Origin of the sequence: Flavobacterium algoriphilum (assembly GCF_048158655.1) — a bacterium.
In the GTDB taxonomy this organism is placed as follows: domain Bacteria; phylum Bacteroidota; class Bacteroidia; order Flavobacteriales; family Flavobacteriaceae; genus Flavobacterium; species Flavobacterium algoriphilum.
In genome coordinates, this window is the sequence record NZ_JBLNKY010000008.1 from 69,017 (window position 1) to 89,991 (window position 20,975).

Genomic DNA, 20,975 nt, shown 5'->3' on the forward strand with positions numbered 1-20,975 from the left:
TTCAAGTTTAGTTAATGCTTAATGATGAAATTATCTATTACTCAGTTTGGCTTTTTCCTTAATAATATCACTAATTTTGCGGTTTTCGATTTTGCTTTGCAGCCAAGAGATAATATCAAGATAAAGAAATGCTCTTTTTTCGTAAGTGTTTTTTTCTAATTCAATAAATCGTTCCCTCATTTTTACAAACTCTTTTTTGATGTCACTAGGATAAATGGAGTTTAAGTTTTTCATGAATCGCATGATTTCCTTTTGAACCTCATGCAAATCATTCATTTTTAATAAAAACTTATAGGTGTTTTTTAACTGATTTTCCAAGTAATAATCTTTTCCTAATTCATAATGAGCTATCAGACAAAGAATTCGAGAAAAGCACATTAAATCTTCCCGCATCGTTAGATTTTTGTTGTTTATGATTTTCTCCAAATAAAAGATACATTCATTGTATTTTTCGTTACCAAAATAAATGGATGCAATTTTATAATAAAACAACATTTCGTGATGCTCGTCAAGATGCTCACTGTGTAATTTTAATTTTTCTAAAATTTCAGGAATTAAATACTCACTTTCGGCAAAAGTACCTTCTAAAAGATGATAATTTAATTTGTTATTATACAGATACAAGAATGATAAAGAAGCAATATTATCATTCACTGGAAAACGAGGATCACTAATAGTTTCTTCTAATAAAACCAAATATTTTTTAAAATTTGACTTGTATTTAAGCATATATAAAGACTCCAGCAAATAATGATTCCCTTTGAGGAAAAATACCGGATTTAGATAGATCATATTGGGATTGTCATAAAAAAGATTAACCCATTTATAGGCATATTTATAGCTGGCCAAAAAGTCCTGTACTAAAAAACTATGCCAAAGATTAGCATTGTAAAACCAGTATTTTTCCCGAAATCCGAATTTTTTCTCGTCGAATTTAGAAATGTGTTTGTTGAAATAGTCATCTATATATTTATATTCCTCGTCACTTTTTACATAACCTGTTTTGAGCATAATACCATACAGTTGCAAGGATAAATTAGATAATTTACTGGATATTGTATTCCGATAATTCAACTCCTTGGCCTGAATAACCAACTCATCGGCTCGTCCTTGAATACTTCGGGTAATATATTGTGATTCAATTAGTTTTTCGAATTCTACAATCTCATATGCCATGAGTTTTTCGTCATTTTCTAATGCCAAAATCTTTGTTTTGTCTAATATTTTTAAGCTTTGTTTGTATAAACCTTTATTGTACAATATAGCTGCAAAATCAATTTGTTCTCGTAGCTGATACCGAATATTTTGACTCGGAATATTCAATCGAATACTCACTAAAATTTGTTTGTACAAATAGGACTTTAAGTTGGATAATTGTACTTTTTTGATAATATCACTTTTTAAAATAAGCTTCTCATCATATGCATCTGATTTATCTAAAATATTGAATAATTCGATGAATTTTGTATTTGAACTTGTCTCGAGTCGACTCGCAAAAATCTTAAATTGTCTTTTTTCAGACTTTGAAAGGGATTTTATTAATACAAATAAGAAATCTTTTTGATGGTTAGCCATTGTAATATATTGCGCCTTAATTATATGTAAATCAATCACTTACAAAGTATTAATTCTCTTTATAAGCAGTATATTTCGTTAAAATGAGTTTTATATTAAAGTAATGAAATATAAATTTGTTATCGAGATGTGAAATTACATTAAATAAATGAAAATGAATAGAGAGAAAGTTCAAATTTTTGATACCACTTTACGAGATGGAGAACAGGTCCCAGGATGTAAATTAGATACCAATCAAAAACTCGTTATAGCCAATCGCTTAGACGAAATGGGTGTTGACATTATTGAAGCTGGTTTTCCTGTTTCTAGTCCAGGTGATTTTTTGTCTGTTTCTGAAATTAGTAAGATTGTAAAAAATGCAACTGTTTGTGGTTTAACCAGAGCAGTAAAAAATGATATTGATGTTGCTGCAGCTGCCTTAAAACATGCCAAAAAACCCCGTATTCATACTGGAATAGGAACTTCAAATTCACATATAATACATAAATTAAATACTACCAGAGAAGATATTATTGCCAGAGCAAAATTTGCAGTTTCACATGCCAAATCGTATGTTGAAGATGTAGAGTTTTATGCTGAGGATGCCGGTAGAACTGACAATGATTTCTTGGCAAGAGTTTGCGAAGAAGTGATAAAATCAGGGGCTACAGTACTTAATATTCCTGATACAACCGGATATTGCTTACCGGAAGAATACGGTGCCAAAATAAAATACCTAAGAGAAAATGTAAAAGGTATTGAAAATGTTATTCTTTCTTGTCATTGCCATAATGATTTAGGGATGGCAACAGCCAATTCTATCGCAGGTGCTGTAAACGGAGCGAGACAAATAGAATGTACCATAAATGGAATAGGAGAAAGAGCCGGAAACACTGCACTTGAAGAAGTTGTAATGATTTTCAAACAACATCCTTATTTAAATTTATATACTGATATTAATACGAAGCAGTTGAACGAAATGAGTCGTTTGGTTTCTGAAAGTATGGGAATGATGGTGCAACCAAATAAAGCGATTGTTGGCGCGAATGCTTTTGCACACAGTTCAGGAATTCATCAGGACGGTGTGATTAAAAACAGAGCAACTTATGAAATCATGGATCCTTTGGATGTTGGTGTCAATGAGTCTTCAATAGTTCTTACAGCAAGAAGTGGTAGAGCAGCATTAGCATACAGAGCAAAAAAAGTAGGATATGAACTTACCAAAGTACAATTGGATGAAGTTTATATTGAGTTCTTGAAATTTGCCGATATCAAAAAAGAAGTTGTAGATGATGATATTCATCAAATTATTGAAGCTTGTAAAATACAAAGTGATTTAATAAGAAGCTAATCAAAGCACTATTTGTTAAAAAACTAAACCATGAATTTAAAAATAGCAGTACTGCCGGGAGACGGAATAGGGCCAGAGGTGACCTTACAGGCAAAGAAAGCTTTATATGCTATTGGTGTAGTATATGATCATGAATTTATTTTTGAAGATGCTCTTATTGGGGCTGTTGGTATAGATAAAACTGGAAAGCCTCTTCCTGAACAAACGCTTAATCTTTGTCTTAATACGGATGCAGTTTTGTTTGGCGCTATTGGAGATCCAAAATACGACAACAATCCTAGTGCTAAAGTACGCCCTGAGCAAGGATTATTAAAATTGAGAAAAGAATTAGGTCTTTTTGCAAATATCAGACCTATAAAACCATATAAGTCATTATTAGATTCTTCTCCTTTAAAGAGAGAGATAATCGAAGGTGCTGATTTTATTATTTTCAGAGAACTTACCGGAGGTATTTATTTTGGAGATAAAAAATTGAACGATGCTGGTACAATCGCTTCTGATTTATGCGAATATTCAGAAGAAGAAATCACCCGAATTACGCATTTGGCTTTTAAAACCGCACAAAACAGACGCAAAAAAGTAACGATGGTGGATAAAGCCAATGTGCTTGAAACTTCTCGATTATGGAGAAAAGTCGTGAAAAAAGTTAGCGAAAATTATCCTGATGTAGTGTTAGATTTTCTTTTTGTTGATAATGCTGCGATGCAAATTATTCTAAATCCAAAACAATTTGATGTCATTTTGACTGAAAATTTATTTGGGGATATATTATCTGATGAAGCGAGTGTCATTACAGGTTCTATAGGATTGTTGGCTTCGGCGTCATTAGGAAATAAAAATGCGCTTTTTGAACCAATTCATGGTTCTTATCCGCAAGTAAAAGGAAAAAATATAGCAAATCCAATTGCTTCCATATTATCAGCAGCAATGCTTTTAGAACATTTTGGACTTCATAAAGAAGCCAAAAAAGTATATGAAGCAGTAGAAAAAGCGATTGAATACAATGTGGTGACAATAGATTTGAAAGCAGATTCAAAATTTGGTACCAATGAAGTTGGAGACTTTATTTCGAATGTCATTTTAAGTAAAGACGATTTATATTTTAAAAGTGATAATGTACAAATAGGACAATCGACTATTGTTTAACAAAACAATGATCAGAATGCATTTAATAATTGAAAAGTGCTTATAATTTTAAGATTCTATTTTTTGTTCTATTTGTTTTTCATACTTTTGAAGCAAATAAAAAAAATGAAAATCATAACTATTATTTCAATTATTAATGTCAATGTGGTAATCACATATGCAGTAGGAATGTTATAGATATAATTAAAAAAATATTTAAAACCTTCCAATTATTTTGGAAGGTTTTTTTTTGGAATAAATTTAAAAAATACAGAAACAATCATATAATGGAATTAAATAAATACAGCAAAATAATCACCCAAGATGAAACACAACCAGCTTCTCAAGCCATGTTGTACGGAATTGGATTAACTGAAGAAGATCTTAAAAAAGCGCAGGTAGGAATTGTGAGTATGGGTTACGATGGAAACCCTTGTAATATGCACTTAAACGATTTGGCTAAAGATATTAAGACTGGTGTCTGGAAAGAAGATTTAGTTGGTTTGATTTTTAATACTATTGGTGTTAGTGATGGTATTTCAAATGGTAATGATGGAATGCGTTTTTCTTTAGTTTCTCGGGATGTAATTGCAGATTCTATCGAAACTGTTATGGGAGCACAATGGTATGATGGTATGATCGCTGTTCCAGGTTGTGATAAAAATATGCCAGGAGCTTTAATGGCTATGGGTAGAGTAAATCGCCCTTCTATTATGGTATATGGAGGTTCTATTCATCCTGGAAAATGGAAAGGGGAGGATTTGAATATTGTTTCTGCTTTTGAAGCATTAGGAAAAAAATTCAACAACACTATTACACCTGAAGATTTTAAAGGTGTGATACAAAATGCTTGTCCAGGAGCAGGTGCTTGTGGTGGTATGTATACTGCCAATACAATGTCATCAGCGATTGAAGCTTTAGGGATGAGTTTACCGTACAGTTCTTCTAATCCTGCTTTGAGTCCAGAAAAAAAACAAGAGTGTGCTGATGCTGGTAAAGCAATCAGAATATTACTGGAAAAAGATATTAAGCCTAGAGATATTATGACTCGTAAAGCATTTGAAAATGCGATTACAATAGTGGCTGTTTTAGGAGGTTCAACTAATGCGGTTATGCACTTAATTGCAATGGCACATGCAGTAGGAGTTGATCTTACATTAAAAGATTTCCAAGATATTAGTGATAAAACACCATTGCTTGCTGACTTGAAACCAAGTGGTAAATACTTAATGGAAGATTTACATAATGTAGGTGGCGTTCCGGCAGTAATGAAATATTTATTGAAAGAAGGACTTTTACACGGTGAATGTTTAACGGTAACGGGAAAAACAATTGCGGAAAACTTAGCTTCAGTTCCTGATTTGAATGATGGACAAGACGTAATTCATGAAATCCAAAAAGCGTTAAAAGCTACTGGAAATATTCAGATTTTATATGGAAACATAGCTTCAGAAGGTTGTGTGGCTAAAATTAGTGGTAAAGAAGGAGAATTTTTTGAAGGTACAGCAGTAGTTTATGAAAACGAACACGATGTAATTAAAGGAATTAGAGGAGGCGAAGTAAAACCAGGAAATGTGGTTATTATTCGGTACTGTGGTCCAAAAGGAGGTCCAGGTATGCCGGAAATGCTTAAACCAACATCTGCCATTATGGGAGCTGGCTTAGGAAGTACTGTCGCTTTAATTACTGACGGACGATTTTCTGGAGGGTCTCACGGATTCGTAGTAGGACACGTTACTCCAGAAGCCTATGAAGGTGGAGGAATTGCTTTAATACAAAACGGTGATGTGATTTCAATTGATGCTGTGAAAAACACGATAAATATGAAAATATCTGACGAAGAATTTGCAAAACGTAAAGCCAGCTGGATTCAACCTGTATCACCAATTAAACAAGGAGTTTTACTTAAATATATGCGTTCGGTCTCCAGTGCCTCTGAAGGATGTGTTACCGATAAATAATTTTCCTAACTCTCCCGTAAGGGAAATAACAAGTAAGTTTGGACTTTTATTTTAAAAATAAAAAATAGGAATACTATATCAATCTCGGCACCCTTTCCTTTGGAGAATCCCGAAGTTCGGGAGGGAAGAGAAAAAAATAAACGTACCCATGGGAACAAAGAAAATATCAGGCGCAGAAGCCGTTATTAGATGCTTATTAGAAGAAGGAGTAGACTTGGTTTATGGCTATCCAGGAGGTGCCATAATGCCTGTTTACGACGAATTATATAAATTTCAAGATCAATTACAGCATGTTTTAGTACGTCACGAACAAGGCGCAACTCATGCAGCTCAGGGATTTGCAAGAGCAACAGGAAAAGTTGGAGTTGCCATTGCGACTTCAGGCCCTGGAGCAACAAATCTTGTAACCGGAATTGCTGATGCTCAAATTGATTCTACTCCAATGGTTTGTATTACTGGTCAAGTAGGAAAACATTTATTAGGTTCAGATGCATTTCAGGAAACAGATATTATCGGAATTTCGACTCCGGTTACCAAATGGAATTATCAAATTACCGAAGCACATGAAATACCAGAAATCATTGCAAAAGCCTTTTTTATTGCAAAATCAGGTCGTCCGGGTCCCGTATTGATTGATATTACAAAAAATGCGCAATTTGACGAAATTGAATTTAGTTATAAAAAATGCACTAGCATTAGAAGTTACAATCCAAAACCAACTTTAGATATTGAAAAAATAAAAGAAGCTGCGGAACTAATCAACAATGCAAAAAAACCATATATCGTTTTTGGTCAGGGAATTATCCTTGGCGAAGCGGAAGAACAATTAAAAGCATTAGTTGAAAAATCAGGAATTCCTGCCGCATGGACTATTTTAGGACTTTCGGCATTGCCAACAGATCACCCGTTAAATGTGGGAATGTTAGGAATGCACGGTAATTATGGTCCTAATTTGTTGACTAACGAATGTGATGTTTTGATTGCCCTTGGAATGCGTTTTGATGATCGTGTTACAGGAAATTTAGCTACTTATGCAAAACAAGCCAAAGTAATTCACTTTGAAATTGATCCATCAGAGATAGATAAAAATGTAAAAACGACTGTAGCTGTTTTAGCTGATGTCAAAGAATCGCTGACGGCTTTACTTCCTTTTATTAAAAGTAATACACATGAATCTTGGCACAACGAATTCAAGGAGATGTATAAAATTGAATTGGAAGCGGTTATCAATGAGGAGTTAAAACCTAAGAAAGAAGGAATTTCTATGGGTGAAACTATCGAAATGATCAATAAGCACTCAAAAGGGGATGCGATTATGGTTTCGGATGTGGGACAACACCAAATGTTTGCTTGTCGTTATGCCAAATTCAATTCTACAAAAAGTAATGTTACTTCTGGTGGATTAGGAACCATGGGATTTGCGTTACCAGCTGCAATTGGTGCCAAAATGGGAATGCCAGAACGTGAAGTAGTAGCTATTATTGGTGATGGTGGTTTTCAAATGACCATTCAGGAATTAGGAACTATTTTTCAAACTAAGGTTCCTGTAAAAATTGTAGTGTTGAACAACGAATTTTTAGGAATGGTGCGTCAGTGGCAACAATTGTTTTTTGACAAAAGATATGCTTCTACAGAAATGACCAACCCTAACTTTATAGCGATTGCTGAAGGATATTATATTAAGGCCAAAAAAGTAACCAAAAGAGAAGATTTAGATGCTGCCGTTGCCGAAATGATGGCTTCAAAAGAATCGTACTTCCTGGAAGTTATGGTAGAAAAAGAAAATAATGTATTCCCAATGATTCCAACAGGAGCATCGGTTTCGGAGATGAGATTAAGTTAATATTATGGAAAATAAAACATTCACCATTTCTGTTTATTCAGAAAACAACGTTGGCTTATTAAACAGAATATCAGGAATATTCTTGAAACGCCATATCAATATTTTAAGTTTAAATGTATCCGAATCAGAAATTGAAAACGTTTCCAGATTCATCATTGTAGTGGACACAACTGAAAAGTGGGTGCAAAATATTGTAGGCCAAATAGAAAAACAAATCGAAGTAATCAAAGCCTTTTATCATGTTGATGAAGAAACTATTTTCTTAGAAAGCGCTTTGTTCAAAATAAATTCGAGTTTGTTATTTGACGAAAGACAAATACAAAATATCATCAAAGAGAGTCATTCAGAAATTGTTACCGTATCAAGAGACTTTTTTGTAATTTCAAAATCAGGGAGACGCTCTGAGATTGAAGAACTATATGAGAAATTAAAACCTTTCGGAATCATGCAATTTGTACGTTCAGGAAGAATATCTGTTTCCAAAGAAAAAATGGAAATATCAACGTTATTAGAAGAGCTTAAATAGAATTCATTGCAGTAACACTAGATAATGTTAGTGCAGCAATCAAAATTTCAATTATTAAATTTTAAAATCATTAAATAAAAAAAGATGGCAAATTATTTCAATTCATTACCACTTAGATTACAATTAGAACAATTAGGCGTTTGCGAATTCATGGATCAATCAGAATTTGCAAATGGTATAACAGCATTAGCAGGAAAAAAAGTAGTTATCGTAGGTTGTGGAGCACAAGGTTTAAACCAAGGTTTGAACATGAGAGATTCTGGTCTAGATATTTCTTACGCATTGCGTGCAGAAGCAATTTCACAAAAAAGAGCTTCTTATATGAATGCTGCTGATAATGGTTTCAAAGTGGGAACTTATGAAGAATTAATTCCAACTGCTGATTTGGTTTGTAACCTAACACCAGATAAGCAACATACCGCTGTAGTAACAGCAATCATGCCTTTGATGAAAAATGGTTCAACATTAGCGTATTCTCATGGTTTTAATATCGTAGAGGAAGGAATGCAAATCCGTAAAGACATCACAGTTATTATGTGTGCTCCAAAATGTCCAGGATCTGAGGTTCGTGAAGAATACAAAAGAGGTTTTGGAGTACCAACTTTAATCGCAGTTCACCCTGAAAATGATCCAAATAATGAAGGTTTCGAACAAGCTAAAGCGTATGCAGTTGCCACTGGAGGTAACAAAGCAGGAGTTTTGAACTCTTCCTTTGTAGCTGAAGTAAAATCAGATTTAATGGGAGAACAAACAATCCTTTGTGGAATGTTACAAACAGGTTCTATCTTATGTTTCGACAAAATGGTTGAAAAAGGAATCGAGCCAGCATATGCATCAAAATTAATTCAATACGGTTGGGAAACGGTAACTGAAGCTTTGAAACATGGTGGAATTACAAACATGATGGATCGTCTTTCTAATCCTGCAAAAATCGAAGCTTACGAAATTTCGGAAGAATTGAAAGATATTATGCGTCCATTATTCCAAAAACACCAAGACGATATCATTTCTGGAGAATTTTCAAAAAACATGATGATTGACTGGGATAATAATGATGTTAATTTATTGACTTGGAGAGCTGCAACTGCAGAAACTAATTTTGAAAAAACAGCTCCAACAGCAGCTCACATTTCGGAACAAGAATATTTTGACAATGGAGTTTTGATGATTGCCATGGTAAAAGCCGGAGTAGAATTAGCTTTTGAAACAATGACACAATCAGGCATCATTGAAGAATCGGCTTATTACGAATCTTTACATGAATTGCCTTTAATTGCTAATACAGTAGCAAGAAAAAAATTATATGAAATGAACAGAATCATTTCAGATACTGCAGAATATGGTTGTTATTTATTTGATCATGCTTGTAAGCCTTTATTGGTTGATTATATGAAAACTGTAGATACAAACGTAATTGGTAAACCATTCTCAACTTCTAACGGAGTAGATAATGCAGTTCTTATTGCAGTAAATAAAAGTATTCGTCAACACCCTATTGAAGAAGTAGGAGGGTGGTTAAGAGAATCTATGACTGCTATGAAAAAAATAGGATAAAAAATTAGGAATTACACACATGAGGGTGTGTTGGGAATTGCATTATATCATTTGAATCCATAATATTTTGAATTAGTAAGCACTTATTAAAATAAAAAGAGATATGGATGCATATTACATTCACTTAACTTCGAATGAGTTTGAAAGTTAAGTGAAGTAATTCCTTTGTAAAATTGAATTTGATACCATTTTTTAATATCTGAATTTACATTTTGTTAGGTTTCAATTGCTATTATAATAATGCATGTTTTTTATTAGTAAATTATTGCTGTTAAATTTTGTTGAAATAAAAGGCGAGGTAGAAATTCTATCTCGCTTTTTTTGTTTGAACCAGAATTGTCATAATTAGCAAAAACAAATAAATTATTATCAAAAAATAGTTTTTTTTATTCAATATTCAATTTAACATAGGAATTTATAATTTAAATAATTTTAAGAATAGAAAGAGATTTAATACTTTTATAAAAAATTAAAACATGAGCTACTATAAAATTGATAATTTAGAACAATATTTTAAACATTACAATAAATCAGTTCGTGAACCAAGAAAATTTTGGGGTAAAATAGCAGAGGAAAATTTCACTTGGTACCAACAATGGGATAAAGTTGTCGATTTTAATATGGCTGAAGCTGAAGTAAAATGGTTTACTGAAGCTAAAGTAAACATGACTAAAAATTGTATTGACAGACATCTTGCTAAAAAAGGTGATAAAACGGCTATTATTTTTGAACCTAATGATCCAACAGAAACAGCATTACATATAACCTATAATGAATTACACCAGCGTGTTTGTAAAATGGCAAATGTGTTGCGGGAGCAAGGCATAAAAAAAGGAGATCGTGTTTGTATTTATTTACCAATGATCCCTGAATTGGCCATAACTACTTTGGCTTGTGCTAGAATTGGAGCCATACATTCCGTTATTTTTGCAGGATTCTCTTCTTCAGCTGTAGCCACTAGGATAAATGATAGCGATTGTAAAATGATAATCACTTCAGATGGAGGTTATCGCGGTAACAAAACTATTGATTTAAAAGGAATTATTGATGAAGCATTGGTAAGTTGCCCTGGAGTATCAAATGTTTTGGTAGTAAAAAGAACCCATACATCCGTAAATATGAAAGATGGACGTGACCAATGGTTGCAGCCTCTTTTAGAAGAAGCTTCAGATAATAATGTTGCTGAAATTATGGATTCAGAAGACCCATTATTTATCCTTTACACTTCAGGATCTACCGGTAAACCAAAAGGAATGGTACACACGACTGCAGGATATATGGTTTATACTGCTTATACTTTTAAAAATGTTTTTAATCATGAAGAAAACGATATTTTTTGGTGTACTGCTGATATAGGTTGGATTACCGGACATTCCTATACTTTATATGGTCCGTTATTAAATGGTGGAACAACTGTAATTTTTGAAGGAGTTCCGTCTTATCCAGATTTTAGTCGTTTCTGGGAAATCATCGAGAAACATAAAGTGACTCAATTTTATACCGCACCAACTGCTATTCGTGCTTTGGCAAAAGAAAGCACAGAATATGTACAAAAGTTTGCTTTAAAATCATTAAAAGTAATCGGTTCAGTAGGTGAGCCAATAAATGAAGAAGCTTGGCACTGGTTCAATGATCATGTTGGAGATAAGAGATGTCCAATTGTGGATACATGGTGGCAAACCGAAACAGGTGGAATCATGATTTCCCCAATTGCATTTGTAACTCCCACAAAGCCAACATATGCTACTTTGCCTTTACCTGGAATTCAACCGGTATTAATGGACGAAAAACGCAATGAAATTGAAGGCAATCAAGTGGTAGGCAGCCTGTGTATTAAATTCCCATGGCCTGGAATCGCCAGGACTATTTGGGGCGATCACCAGCGATATAAAGACACATACTTTTCTACTTTTCCAGGCAAATATTTCACTGGTGACGGTGCTTTGCGCGATGAAGTAGGATATTATAGGATTACGGGTCGTGTAGATGATGTGGTTATCGTTTCAGGACACAATTTAGGAACGGCTCCAATTGAAGATGCTATTAATGAACATCCTGCAGTTGCTGAATCAGCCATTGTAGGTTTTCCTCACGATATCAAAGGAAATGCCTTATATGGTTTTGTAATTCTAAAAGAAACGGGAGAAACTAGAAATAAAGAAAATCTTATCAAAGAGATTAATCAACATATAACGGATCACATTGGTCCAATTGCTAAGTTGGACAAAATTCAATTTGTTTCCGGTTTGCCAAAAACTCGCTCCGGTAAGATCATGCGTAGGATTCTTCGTAAAATAGCTGAAGGAGATTATTCAAATTTTGGAGATACGACAACATTATTAAATCCTGAAATTGTAGAGGAGATTAAAGAAGGAAAATTGTAAATTAATTAAAAGCTGCTTGTAATAATGTAGCTTTTTTTTTTGGGGGATTATATTGTTTGACAGAACTAAAAAAGAAAATAATTTCAATTTATTAAAATATATAATTATGTAAGATTTATATTTAATAATATAGCTACGTTCCCAAGCAAATCCATAAATTTACTCCCCTATGAAAAATAATGAAGTTTTAATTATTGGTGGTGGTTTAGCAGGATTAACTGCAGCAATTCATTTATCCAAAATTGGATTTCAAATTACCGTTGTAGAAAAAAATGAATTTCCAAAACATAAAGTTTGTGGTGAATACATTTCTAATGAAGTTTTACCTTATCTAAATTGGCTGGATATAAAAATAGCCGATTTATATCCTACAGCCATTACAAAACTTGAATTTTCAACTGTCAGTGGAAAGAAAATTAAAAGTATTTTACCGCTTGGCGGTTTTGGAATTAGTCGTTATACCTTGGATGAATATTTATATAAAAAAGCAATTGCAAATGGGTGTGAAATTATTCGAGATTTAGTTGAAGAAATAGATTTTGAGGATGAAATATTTACTGTAACAACTTCAAATAAAATTATTTTAAAAGCTAAAATCGTAATTGGAGCTTTTGGCAAACGTTCTATTATTGATCAAAAACTAAATCGTAATTTTATTCAGAATAAATCACCATGGTTGGCTGTCAAAGGGCATTATTCAGGAGATTTTCCTAGTGATTTAGTAGGATTACATAACTTTAAAGGCGGCTATTGTGGTGTTTCAAAAGTTGAAAATAATGTAATTAATATTTGTTATTTAGCAGATTATGAAACCTTCAAGCAGTTTAAAAACGTTGAAGAATATCAAAACAATATTCTTTCTCAAAACCCACATTTAAAAGTAATTTTCGAAAAAAGTAATTTGCTTTTCGAAAAACCATTAACGATAAGCCAAATTTCTTTCGAAAAAAAACAAGCAGTTGAAAATCATGTTTTGATGATTGGAGATACTGCCGGATTAATCCATCCTTTGTGTGGAAATGGAATGGCGATGGCTATTCATAGTGCTAAAATTGTTTCGGAATTAGTAGAGAAATATTTCAATAGCGAAATTAAATCCAGAAAGGAATTAGAAGAAAAATATATTCAAGAATGGAGTTCTAATTTTAGCCAAAGATTAAAAATAGGGAGATTTTTATCAAATCTTTTTAAAAAGCAAAAACTTTCGGGTTTCTTAATGCTTATATTGATTACATTTCCATTTTTATTGCCGAAAATTATAAAAAAAACGCATGGAAAACCTATAATTTTAAGCTCATAGATGTTTATAAACACCAAATACAGAACAGATTTGCCTGAAACGATGGACGATTTTGCCATGGAAGGAGAAATCTTACGAGATGCCTTAGACAAAATTGCCCAAATTAATCAACTTTTAGGTGGAAACCTGTTAACTTTACGAGGCGTTCAAGATTTGATTAAGGATATTTCTAAATCAAATGAAATTAGAATTGTGGATGTTGGTTGCGGGAATGGTGATATGCTGCGAACATTAGCGGATTTTGGATTAAAAAACAATCTTAAATTTCAATTAATAGGTATTGATGCTAATAATTTTACTATTAGCCATGCGCGAAAATTGTCTGAAAAATATTCTAATATATCATACCAATGTGAAGATATATTTGATAGAGCTTTTGAAGAATTAAAATATGATATCATTCTATGTACACTGACTTTACATCATTTTAAAGAAAAGGAAATTATTCATTTGTTGAATGTGTTTAATGTCAATTCGAAAGTTGGGGTTGTTATAAATGACTTACAGAGAAGTGCTGGTGCCTATCGTTTATTTCAAGTATTGTGTTTTGTTTTTAGATTAAATGAAATGTCACGTGACGATGGATTAATTTCAATTTTAAGAGGTTTTAAAAAAGAAGAACTAGTTAGTTTCTCCCAAAAATTAAATTTTAACAACTATAAAATTCATTGGAAATGGGCCTTTCGATACCAATGGATTATAAAAAAAGATAAAGATATAATGGACGAATAGATAAAACATAAAGTTTAAATCTACTATTTATTAATATTTCATCTACAAGTCTAAAAAATATGAGTGTAAAAATAAAAGCCGTTACAAAACAATTACCAAAATACTCCAGAACAACCGAAGAAATTATTCCATTTTTGGATGCTTGGTTAGTAGGACAAGACGAACGTTTCATTAGAAAAGTAAAAAAAATTTTTGAAGGTGCAGCTGTGGATAAACGGTATTCTATTATGGATCCAATTGCCGTTTTTACTGAAACTTCTTTTCAAGAAAGAAATGACATTTATGTTCGCGAAGTAATTGATTTAGGCGAAAAAGTTTTAGAAAAAGCTTTAAAGAAAGCCAATTGGAATCCAGAAGATTTAGATTATATCATTACGGTGAGTTGTACCGGAATTATGATTCCATCTTTGGATGCCTATTTGATTAATAAATTAAAATTGCGTCAGGATATCGTTCGGCTTCCAGTAACTGAAATGGGCTGTGCCGCTGGGATTTCCGGAATTATTTACGCTAAAAATTTCTTACAGGCTAATCCAGGAAAACGGGCTGCTGTAATTGCAGTGGAAAGCCCAACGGCTACATTTCAATTGGATGATTTTTCAATGGCTAATATTGTAAGCGCAGCTATTTTTGGCGATGGAGCGGCTTGTGTTTTACTTTCTTCTCATCAGGATGAGGAAGGGCCAGAAATACTAGCCGAAGAAATGTATCATTTCTATGATAATATTCATATGATGGGTTTTAAACTTACGAATTCAGGTTTGCAAATGGTATTGGATATAGAAGTTCCAGAAACTATTGCATCGCATTTTCCGGATATTATTAATCCTTTTTTAGAGAAGAATAATCAAACAATTGATACCGTCGATCATCTAATTTTTCATCCAGGAGGAAAAAAAATTGTTCAAACAGTGGAAACATTATTTTCTGATTTAGGAAAGAATATAAACGATACCAAAGAAGTATTGCGACTATACGGAAATATGTCTAGTGCGACGGTTTTATACGTTTTAGAGCGGATTATGGACAGCAAACCTAAAAAAGGAGAAAAAGGATTAATGCTGAGTTTTGGTCCTGGATTTTCGGCACAACGGGTTTTATTACAGTTTTAGCACCTTAACCCCAAAGGGGAATAGAAAAGCTATGAGAAAAAAAGAAATTATATCAAAATTACCGTATTCAAAACCATTTTTATTTGTGGACGAAATAGTCCAAATCGATGAAAATGGAGTAGAAGGGAAGTATACCTTTGATGAGAACTTAGATTTTTATAAAGGGCATTTTAAAGATAATCCAGTAACTCCTGGAGTTATTTTGATTGAAGTTATGGCACAAATTGGGCTAGTTTGTTTTGGGATATTTTTATTAGATAATTCATTTAATAAAAGAACTTCAATTGCCTTAACATCAACTGAAATAGATTTTTTAAAACCTGTTTTTCCAAATGAAAAAGTAATAGTGATTTCAGAAAAAATATATTTTAGATTTGGAAAATTAAAATGCAAAGTGAAGATGATGAATGAAAAAGAAGAATTGGTTTGTATGGGGACAATAGCGGGAATAATTGTCACCCCAGTCCTTTCCAAAGGATAGGTATTCCAAACTGGATTAAAATAATCTATTAAAATTTACATTGTCATTAAAATTGAATTTTATATGAAAAAACGCGTCGTAATTACAGGACTTGGTGTTGTTGCTCCAAATGGAGTAGGACTTGACGCTTTTACTCATGCTATAAAAAATGGAATTTCGGGAATCAAACATGATCCAGAATTAGAAAGATTACAATTTTCTTGTCAGATTGCTGGGAAACCTGAAATTTCGACTGAATTAGCATTACATTATTTTTTGGAATTAGAGTTGAGAAATTTCAATTCAACAGGAATTTTATATGGAGTAATTGCAGGAATTGATGCTTGGAAAGATGCTGGTTTAACTGTGGATGCCAATAAGGAACCGGATTGGGATAGCGGAACTATTTTTGGAACAGGAACCTCAGGAATTGATAAATTTCGCGAAAGCATTTATAAAATAGATGATTTTCAGACCCGGAGATTAGGGAGTACAGCTGTGGCACAAACCATGAATAGTGGTGTGAGTGCCTATTTAGGAGGGAAATTAGGGTTAGGAAATCAAGTTACGACAAATTCTTCAGCATGTACTACAGGAACCGAAAGTATATTGATGGCGTATGAACGTATAAAATCAGGCCAGGCAAAACGCATTTTAGCAGGTAGTACAAGTGATTCTGGTCCTTATATTTGGGGTGGTTTTGATGCTATGAAAGTCTGCACTTTTAAGCATAATGAAAATCCGGAACAAGGCTCAAGGCCAATGTCTGAAAGCGCTTCAGGATTTGTTCCAGGAAGTGGCGCAGGAGCTCTGGTTTTGGAAGATTTACAAAGCGCATTATCTCGTGGAGCTAAAATCTATGCAGAAGTTTTGGGCGGAAATGTAAATTCTGGTGGGCAACGCGGTTTAGGAACTATGACCGCTCCAAATCCGATAGCCGTTCAAAAATGCATTAAAAATGCTATTGAAAATGCTGGAATTTATGCCGACGATATTGACGCTATAAACGGACATTTAACAGCCACATCAAAAGATAGTTTGGAAATCCAGAATTGGAGTGAATCTTTAGGAAGAAAAGGCAAAAAATTTCCTTATATAAACTCATTGAAATCAATGGTAGGACATTGTTTGTCAGGAGCGGGAAGTATAGAAAGTGTCGCCTCAGTATTACAATTGCATAAGGGATTTGTTTTCCCAAATATTAATTGTGAAGATTTAAACCCTGAAATTAACGCCCTCATTGATGAATCAAGAATTCCAAGGCAATTGGTAAAAAAAGAATTGGATATTATTGCTAAAGCCAGTTTTGGTTTTGGCGATGTGAACGGTTGTGTAATTTTTAAAAGATGGAAATCCCATCACTAGCCCTTCCCAGGAGAAATGGAGCCGAAGCCAAAAACAAAAGTATTATATAAAAATCTAATAGATTTTTATATAATACTTTTGTAAATTAAGCTAAATAAAAATAAACAACTTCGCTTTTAAGTCTTTACGAGCAAAAAAAATAAAAAAAACTATGAATAAACAAGAAACAATCGATCAATTAAAAGCTATTGTAAAGCCTTATATTCAAAATCAAGAGGCATTTAATACACTTACTGAAGATACTGATTTTATTAATGATTTGAAGATTAATTCTGCAAATCTAGTTGATGTAATTCTTGATATTGAGGAAAAATACAATATAATAATAGATAATGAATCTATGGAACAGATGGTTAATGTAAGAGCAGCTATGAAAATTATTAATGAAAAATCATCCTGAAAATTAACTAAAACAAAGAGTTGGATTGTTATTCTTTAAAATAAAAAGTAGCAGAAAATTCAATTTTTAACACTTTTTTCTGCCTTTTCTGTTAAAAAAAAACAGCTCATAGATGATTGGAAATGACATTGTAGATTTGGCTTTAGCTAAAAAAGAAAGCAACTGGAAACGCAAAGGTTTTTTAGATAAAATTTTTACTCCACAAGAGCAGTTGTTGATTTATAATGCAATAAATCCAGAAGTTATGGTTTGGAATTTATGGAGCAGGAAAGAAGCTGCCTATAAAATTTACAATAGAGAAACTCAAATCAGGGCATTTATTCCACTAAAGTTGATTTGCTATTTTGAAAATGAAACTTTAGGAACGGTTATTTGCAATGAAATTTTATATTATACACAAACTAAAATTTCGGAGCAATATATTCACTCTATTGCAGTTATAAAAAAGGAATATTTTAATGAAATAAAAACTTTAGATTCTAACGCTAAAATTATCAAAAAAAACGGAATTCCTTTTATAATTGACGAGCAAACCAAAATTGAAAAGCCTGTTTCCATCAGTCATCATGGAAGGTTTTGGAAAGGTGTGATGTTACCGATTAAATAAATTAAAAATTTTATTTTAAAATCTTTGTTACCAGCTATTGGTATGAATTACTTTATCCCCAGTCTAGATTTTAATTTCAAAAACAATAAAGCGGTTTTGTAAGCATCCTCAGCGGAAGAATTTCGGTCACTTTTAGGAATGTTATAGGCCGTGCAAAGTTCATCTAGAGAAAATTGTTTGTCATTGATATCATTCAGTTTGCGATGCATAACATCAACGTCCAAAGCTTCATTTTTTAATCGGCCGCAATCAAATCTTTCAAGAGCGGCATTAATCATATCTACATCAAAATCAATATGATGCCCCACTAAAATAGCATTCCCAATATATTCTATTAAAGTTTGTATTGCTTCGGCTTCCCCAAGTTTTTTCATTTTGCTTTCGACTATAAACTCGTTCGAAAGACCATTATCATGTAAAAATTTATATTGCAATAAAACCGTTTCAAAACTGTCCCCAATAAAAATACTATTATCAACTACTGCAAAAGAACCAATTGATAAAATAACATCTTTTACAGGGTTTAAGCCTGAAGTTTCTGTAGATAAAACTACAAATCGAGTTGATTTTTTATCAAATTTAGCCAAATAGGTTTTCCAAAATTCAGGGTATTCTTTATTTAAATTTTTGAGCCAGTCTAACATAGTTATGAAAATTGGGTGAGTTGAAATTTACTTTTAATTAATTCTTCCAATTCTCTCATTGGAGCCAAAGCATTTTTCAATTTTTCTTTGTCAATTTTTGATAATTCATTTAAATTTATAAATTGGCCTGAATCATCATTTTTTAAACCTTCTAAAGTTCTAAATTTTGATAATGTTAAAAAGGCTTCTGCACAATTAAGGTAAATCTCGGAATGTTTGGAATCTATAATGGCTAACTGCTTGAATCGTTGATATGTATTGTTAATTCCTCTCAAATCATAATGCAATGTAAATAAACGAGCGCCATCAATCAAAGGCATTAATGCGCGCGTTTTTATATCAAATTTATCTTTATTTGGACCTTCTTCTTCAACATTAAATTTTTTGAAAAAACTCAATGGAGCGTTTTTTCTTAACGCATCATTTCCAAGGAAATCAAAGAATAACGTATTGTTTTTTGCGTTTTTTGATACTATATTCCCTATTGCATCTTCAATTTTTTGTTCTCCAAAAGTGATTTCATAATCAAAGAAAATACTACTTAAATCATTACTATTTTCACCTGGAGTATTCATCCAACTATCATATTGTTTCGTCCAATCAGTTAGCGACTTACACCACAGCATATTACTTCCCATGTGACCATTTGGACACAATTCATAACCGATTTTTTCAAGTGTGCCTGTGGTTCTTTTTGCAAGTTTAAGAAAATAGTCTTTCACATCCCGGTATTTATCTGCAGAGACATCTTCAAAAATTAAAATGCTGTCTTGATCCGTTAATAATAACTGCTCTTTTCTTCCTTGACTACCAATACTCAACCAAGCAAAACGCGCAGGAGGTGAGCCTAAATCTAAAATTGATAATTCTACGGAACGCTTAATGATGGCCAAATTTATTTCACTTGCAATATTGAAAACATGAGATAACGGTATATTTTTTGAAAGGGAAGTCTGAATCAAATCCGTTAAACGTTCCCGTATTAGTTTTAGTTCTTTTGGATTTTGGGAACGTTTTATTTCTTTAATCAAAACTCCAGGATTACTGGCTTGGGCAACTACCAAATCATGTTCAGAAATAATTCCTTTCAAAGCAGATTTATTTGTACCATCCTGCGTTACACACAAATGAGTTACGTTATGTTTAAGCATAAGTAATTGAGCTTCGGCTAAAGAAACATTCTCTACAACTGTAATGACGGGTGATGACATTATTTTATCTACCGATATTGTGATAGGAAATCGTCCAGTGGCAATTTTTGATCGCATATCCGTATCCGTAATTATTCCTAAAGGAATATTATTGTTACAGATCACAATATTGTTCTTTAGGGATTCAGTCATCAATTGTGCTACGTCTTTTACAATAGCCGAAACGGTTGTTTTTAAAGGGGAAATGTTGTACGATAAAGATTGAAAATATTGCATTTCAGTTTGCTGATCAGAATAGAAAACATTGTCAGAAATAAGTTTTCCAATTAAATTTTCTTTATCTTTTGGATTGCGCGTGTTTACAGCAAAACTTTCTAATAAAAAGTTTAATACTTCCGAATTATTGGCAACAAAAGGACGGAAAGTAGCTATGGGAATAGCGTAAACAATGCTTTCCTCTCTGGCTTTAGCCGTCATCATATAATTGTTTTTGGCGAAAAATGGACGTAAACCAAAGATATCACCAACGTTACATTTATTCAATAGAGTTTCTTCAGCATCTGCTATGACAGATAGATTGATAACTCCTGAAGCCACAACATAAAAACTATCATGTAAAATATCATTTACTTGAAATAATATTTTATGTTTTTCTAAATTTACAACGCGAATATTTGTAGCTATTTCAGATAGTTCTTCAAACGTCAAGTGATTAAATGGTGGGTATTCCTTTAAAAAATCAGCAATGTGCTCAGCAATTGTATTCATAGTAAGGCAAATAAATATAGTATTGTTTGTAAAAATAACAAATTAAATAATTACAATACTGTCAATTTTATAGTAAAACAAATAATTTGTACAATCCTTATTTTTTTCTTAAAATTCATAAGAATTTATAATAAATTA

The 20,975-nt window shown here is 32.5% G+C and carries 17 protein-coding genes; 14 read left to right on the forward strand and 3 right to left on the reverse strand.

The window, feature by feature from the left end:
• Nucleotides 1–30: 30 nt before the first annotated feature.
• Nucleotides 31–1,575 (reverse strand): hypothetical protein, encoded by a 1,545-nt coding sequence (locus ACM55G_RS13410; RefSeq protein ID WP_416844446.1) that lies wholly within the window; start codon nucleotides 1,573–1,575, stop codon nucleotides 31–33.
• A gap of 154 nt (nucleotides 1,576–1,729) precedes the next feature.
• Here ACM55G_RS13410 and ACM55G_RS13415 point away from each other — a divergent pair, with 154 nt between their 5' ends.
• The 14 genes from ACM55G_RS13415 to ACM55G_RS13480 all read left to right on the forward strand — a co-directional run bounded on the left by ACM55G_RS13415 (nucleotide 1,730) and on the right by ACM55G_RS13480 (nucleotide 18,274).
• Complete coding sequence (locus ACM55G_RS13415) at nucleotides 1,730–2,905, forward strand: 2-isopropylmalate synthase (RefSeq protein ID WP_416844447.1); 1,176 nt, start codon at nucleotides 1,730–1,732, stop codon at nucleotides 2,903–2,905.
• Between the two features lie 30 nt (nucleotides 2,906–2,935).
• Nucleotides 2,936–4,051 (forward strand): 3-isopropylmalate dehydrogenase, encoded by a 1,116-nt coding sequence (gene leuB, locus ACM55G_RS13420; protein ID WP_416844448.1) that lies wholly within the window; start codon nucleotides 2,936–2,938, stop codon nucleotides 4,049–4,051.
• A gap of 266 nt (nucleotides 4,052–4,317) precedes the next feature.
• A complete protein-coding gene (gene ilvD, locus ACM55G_RS13425; protein ID WP_416844449.1) occupies nucleotides 4,318–5,991 on the forward strand; it encodes a dihydroxy-acid dehydratase in 1,674 nt (557 codons plus the stop codon).
• A gap of 148 nt (nucleotides 5,992–6,139) precedes the next feature.
• Complete coding sequence (gene ilvB, locus ACM55G_RS13430; protein WP_416844450.1) at nucleotides 6,140–7,834, forward strand: biosynthetic-type acetolactate synthase large subunit; 1,695 nt, start codon at nucleotides 6,140–6,142, stop codon at nucleotides 7,832–7,834.
• A gap of 4 nt (nucleotides 7,835–7,838) precedes the next feature.
• Nucleotides 7,839–8,360: an acetolactate synthase small subunit gene (gene ilvN / locus ACM55G_RS13435; RefSeq protein ID WP_379858263.1), complete on the forward strand. Its 522-nt coding sequence runs from the start codon at nucleotides 7,839–7,841 to the stop codon at nucleotides 8,358–8,360.
• 84 nt (nucleotides 8,361–8,444) lie between these two features.
• On the forward strand, nucleotides 8,445–9,914 hold the full coding sequence (gene ilvC / locus ACM55G_RS13440) for a ketol-acid reductoisomerase (RefSeq protein WP_416844451.1): 1,470 nt from the start codon (nucleotides 8,445–8,447) through the stop codon (nucleotides 9,912–9,914).
• A gap of 476 nt (nucleotides 9,915–10,390) precedes the next feature.
• Nucleotides 10,391–12,298 carry an acetate--CoA ligase gene (gene acs, locus ACM55G_RS13445; RefSeq protein WP_416844452.1) on the forward strand — a complete coding sequence of 636 codons (1,908 nt, stop codon included), beginning with the start codon at nucleotides 10,391–10,393 and terminating at the stop codon, nucleotides 12,296–12,298.
• 169 nt (nucleotides 12,299–12,467) lie between these two features.
• Complete coding sequence (locus ACM55G_RS13450) at nucleotides 12,468–13,598, forward strand: NAD(P)/FAD-dependent oxidoreductase (RefSeq protein WP_416844453.1); 1,131 nt, start codon at nucleotides 12,468–12,470, stop codon at nucleotides 13,596–13,598.
• Complete coding sequence (locus ACM55G_RS13455) at nucleotides 13,599–14,330, forward strand: methyltransferase domain-containing protein (RefSeq protein ID WP_416844454.1); 732 nt, start codon at nucleotides 13,599–13,601, stop codon at nucleotides 14,328–14,330. It abuts the gene before it with no gap.
• Between the two features lie 59 nt (nucleotides 14,331–14,389).
• Nucleotides 14,390–15,442, forward strand: a complete 1,053-nt coding sequence (locus ACM55G_RS13460) for a type III polyketide synthase (protein ID WP_416844455.1) — start codon at nucleotides 14,390–14,392, stop codon at nucleotides 15,440–15,442.
• A 31-nt stretch (nucleotides 15,443–15,473) separates the two neighbouring features.
• Nucleotides 15,474–15,923 carry a 3-hydroxyacyl-ACP dehydratase FabZ family protein gene (locus ACM55G_RS13465; RefSeq protein WP_416844456.1) on the forward strand — a complete coding sequence of 150 codons (450 nt, stop codon included), beginning with the start codon at nucleotides 15,474–15,476 and terminating at the stop codon, nucleotides 15,921–15,923.
• Nucleotides 15,924–15,986: 63 nt separating this feature from the next.
• A complete protein-coding gene (locus ACM55G_RS13470; protein ID WP_416844457.1) occupies nucleotides 15,987–17,267 on the forward strand; it encodes a beta-ketoacyl-[acyl-carrier-protein] synthase family protein in 1,281 nt (426 codons plus the stop codon).
• 151 nt (nucleotides 17,268–17,418) lie between these two features.
• Nucleotides 17,419–17,667 (forward strand): acyl carrier protein, encoded by a 249-nt coding sequence (locus ACM55G_RS13475; RefSeq protein WP_416844458.1) that lies wholly within the window; start codon nucleotides 17,419–17,421, stop codon nucleotides 17,665–17,667.
• A 112-nt stretch (nucleotides 17,668–17,779) separates the two neighbouring features.
• Nucleotides 17,780–18,274 (forward strand): 4'-phosphopantetheinyl transferase family protein, encoded by a 495-nt coding sequence (locus tag ACM55G_RS13480; RefSeq protein WP_416844459.1) that lies wholly within the window; start codon nucleotides 17,780–17,782, stop codon nucleotides 18,272–18,274.
• 47 nt (nucleotides 18,275–18,321) lie between these two features.
• Here the strand turns inward: ACM55G_RS13480 and ACM55G_RS13485 are convergent, their stop codons facing one another.
• Nucleotides 18,322–18,918, reverse strand: a complete 597-nt coding sequence (locus ACM55G_RS13485; RefSeq protein WP_416844460.1) for a 3'-5' exonuclease — start codon at nucleotides 18,916–18,918, stop codon at nucleotides 18,322–18,324.
• Between the two features lie 2 nt (nucleotides 18,919–18,920).
• Entirely contained in the window at nucleotides 18,921–20,837 is a 1,917-nt protein-coding gene (locus tag ACM55G_RS13490; RefSeq protein ID WP_416844461.1) for a DUF294 nucleotidyltransferase-like domain-containing protein, read from the reverse strand.
• Nucleotides 20,838–20,975: the final 138 nt, after the last annotated feature.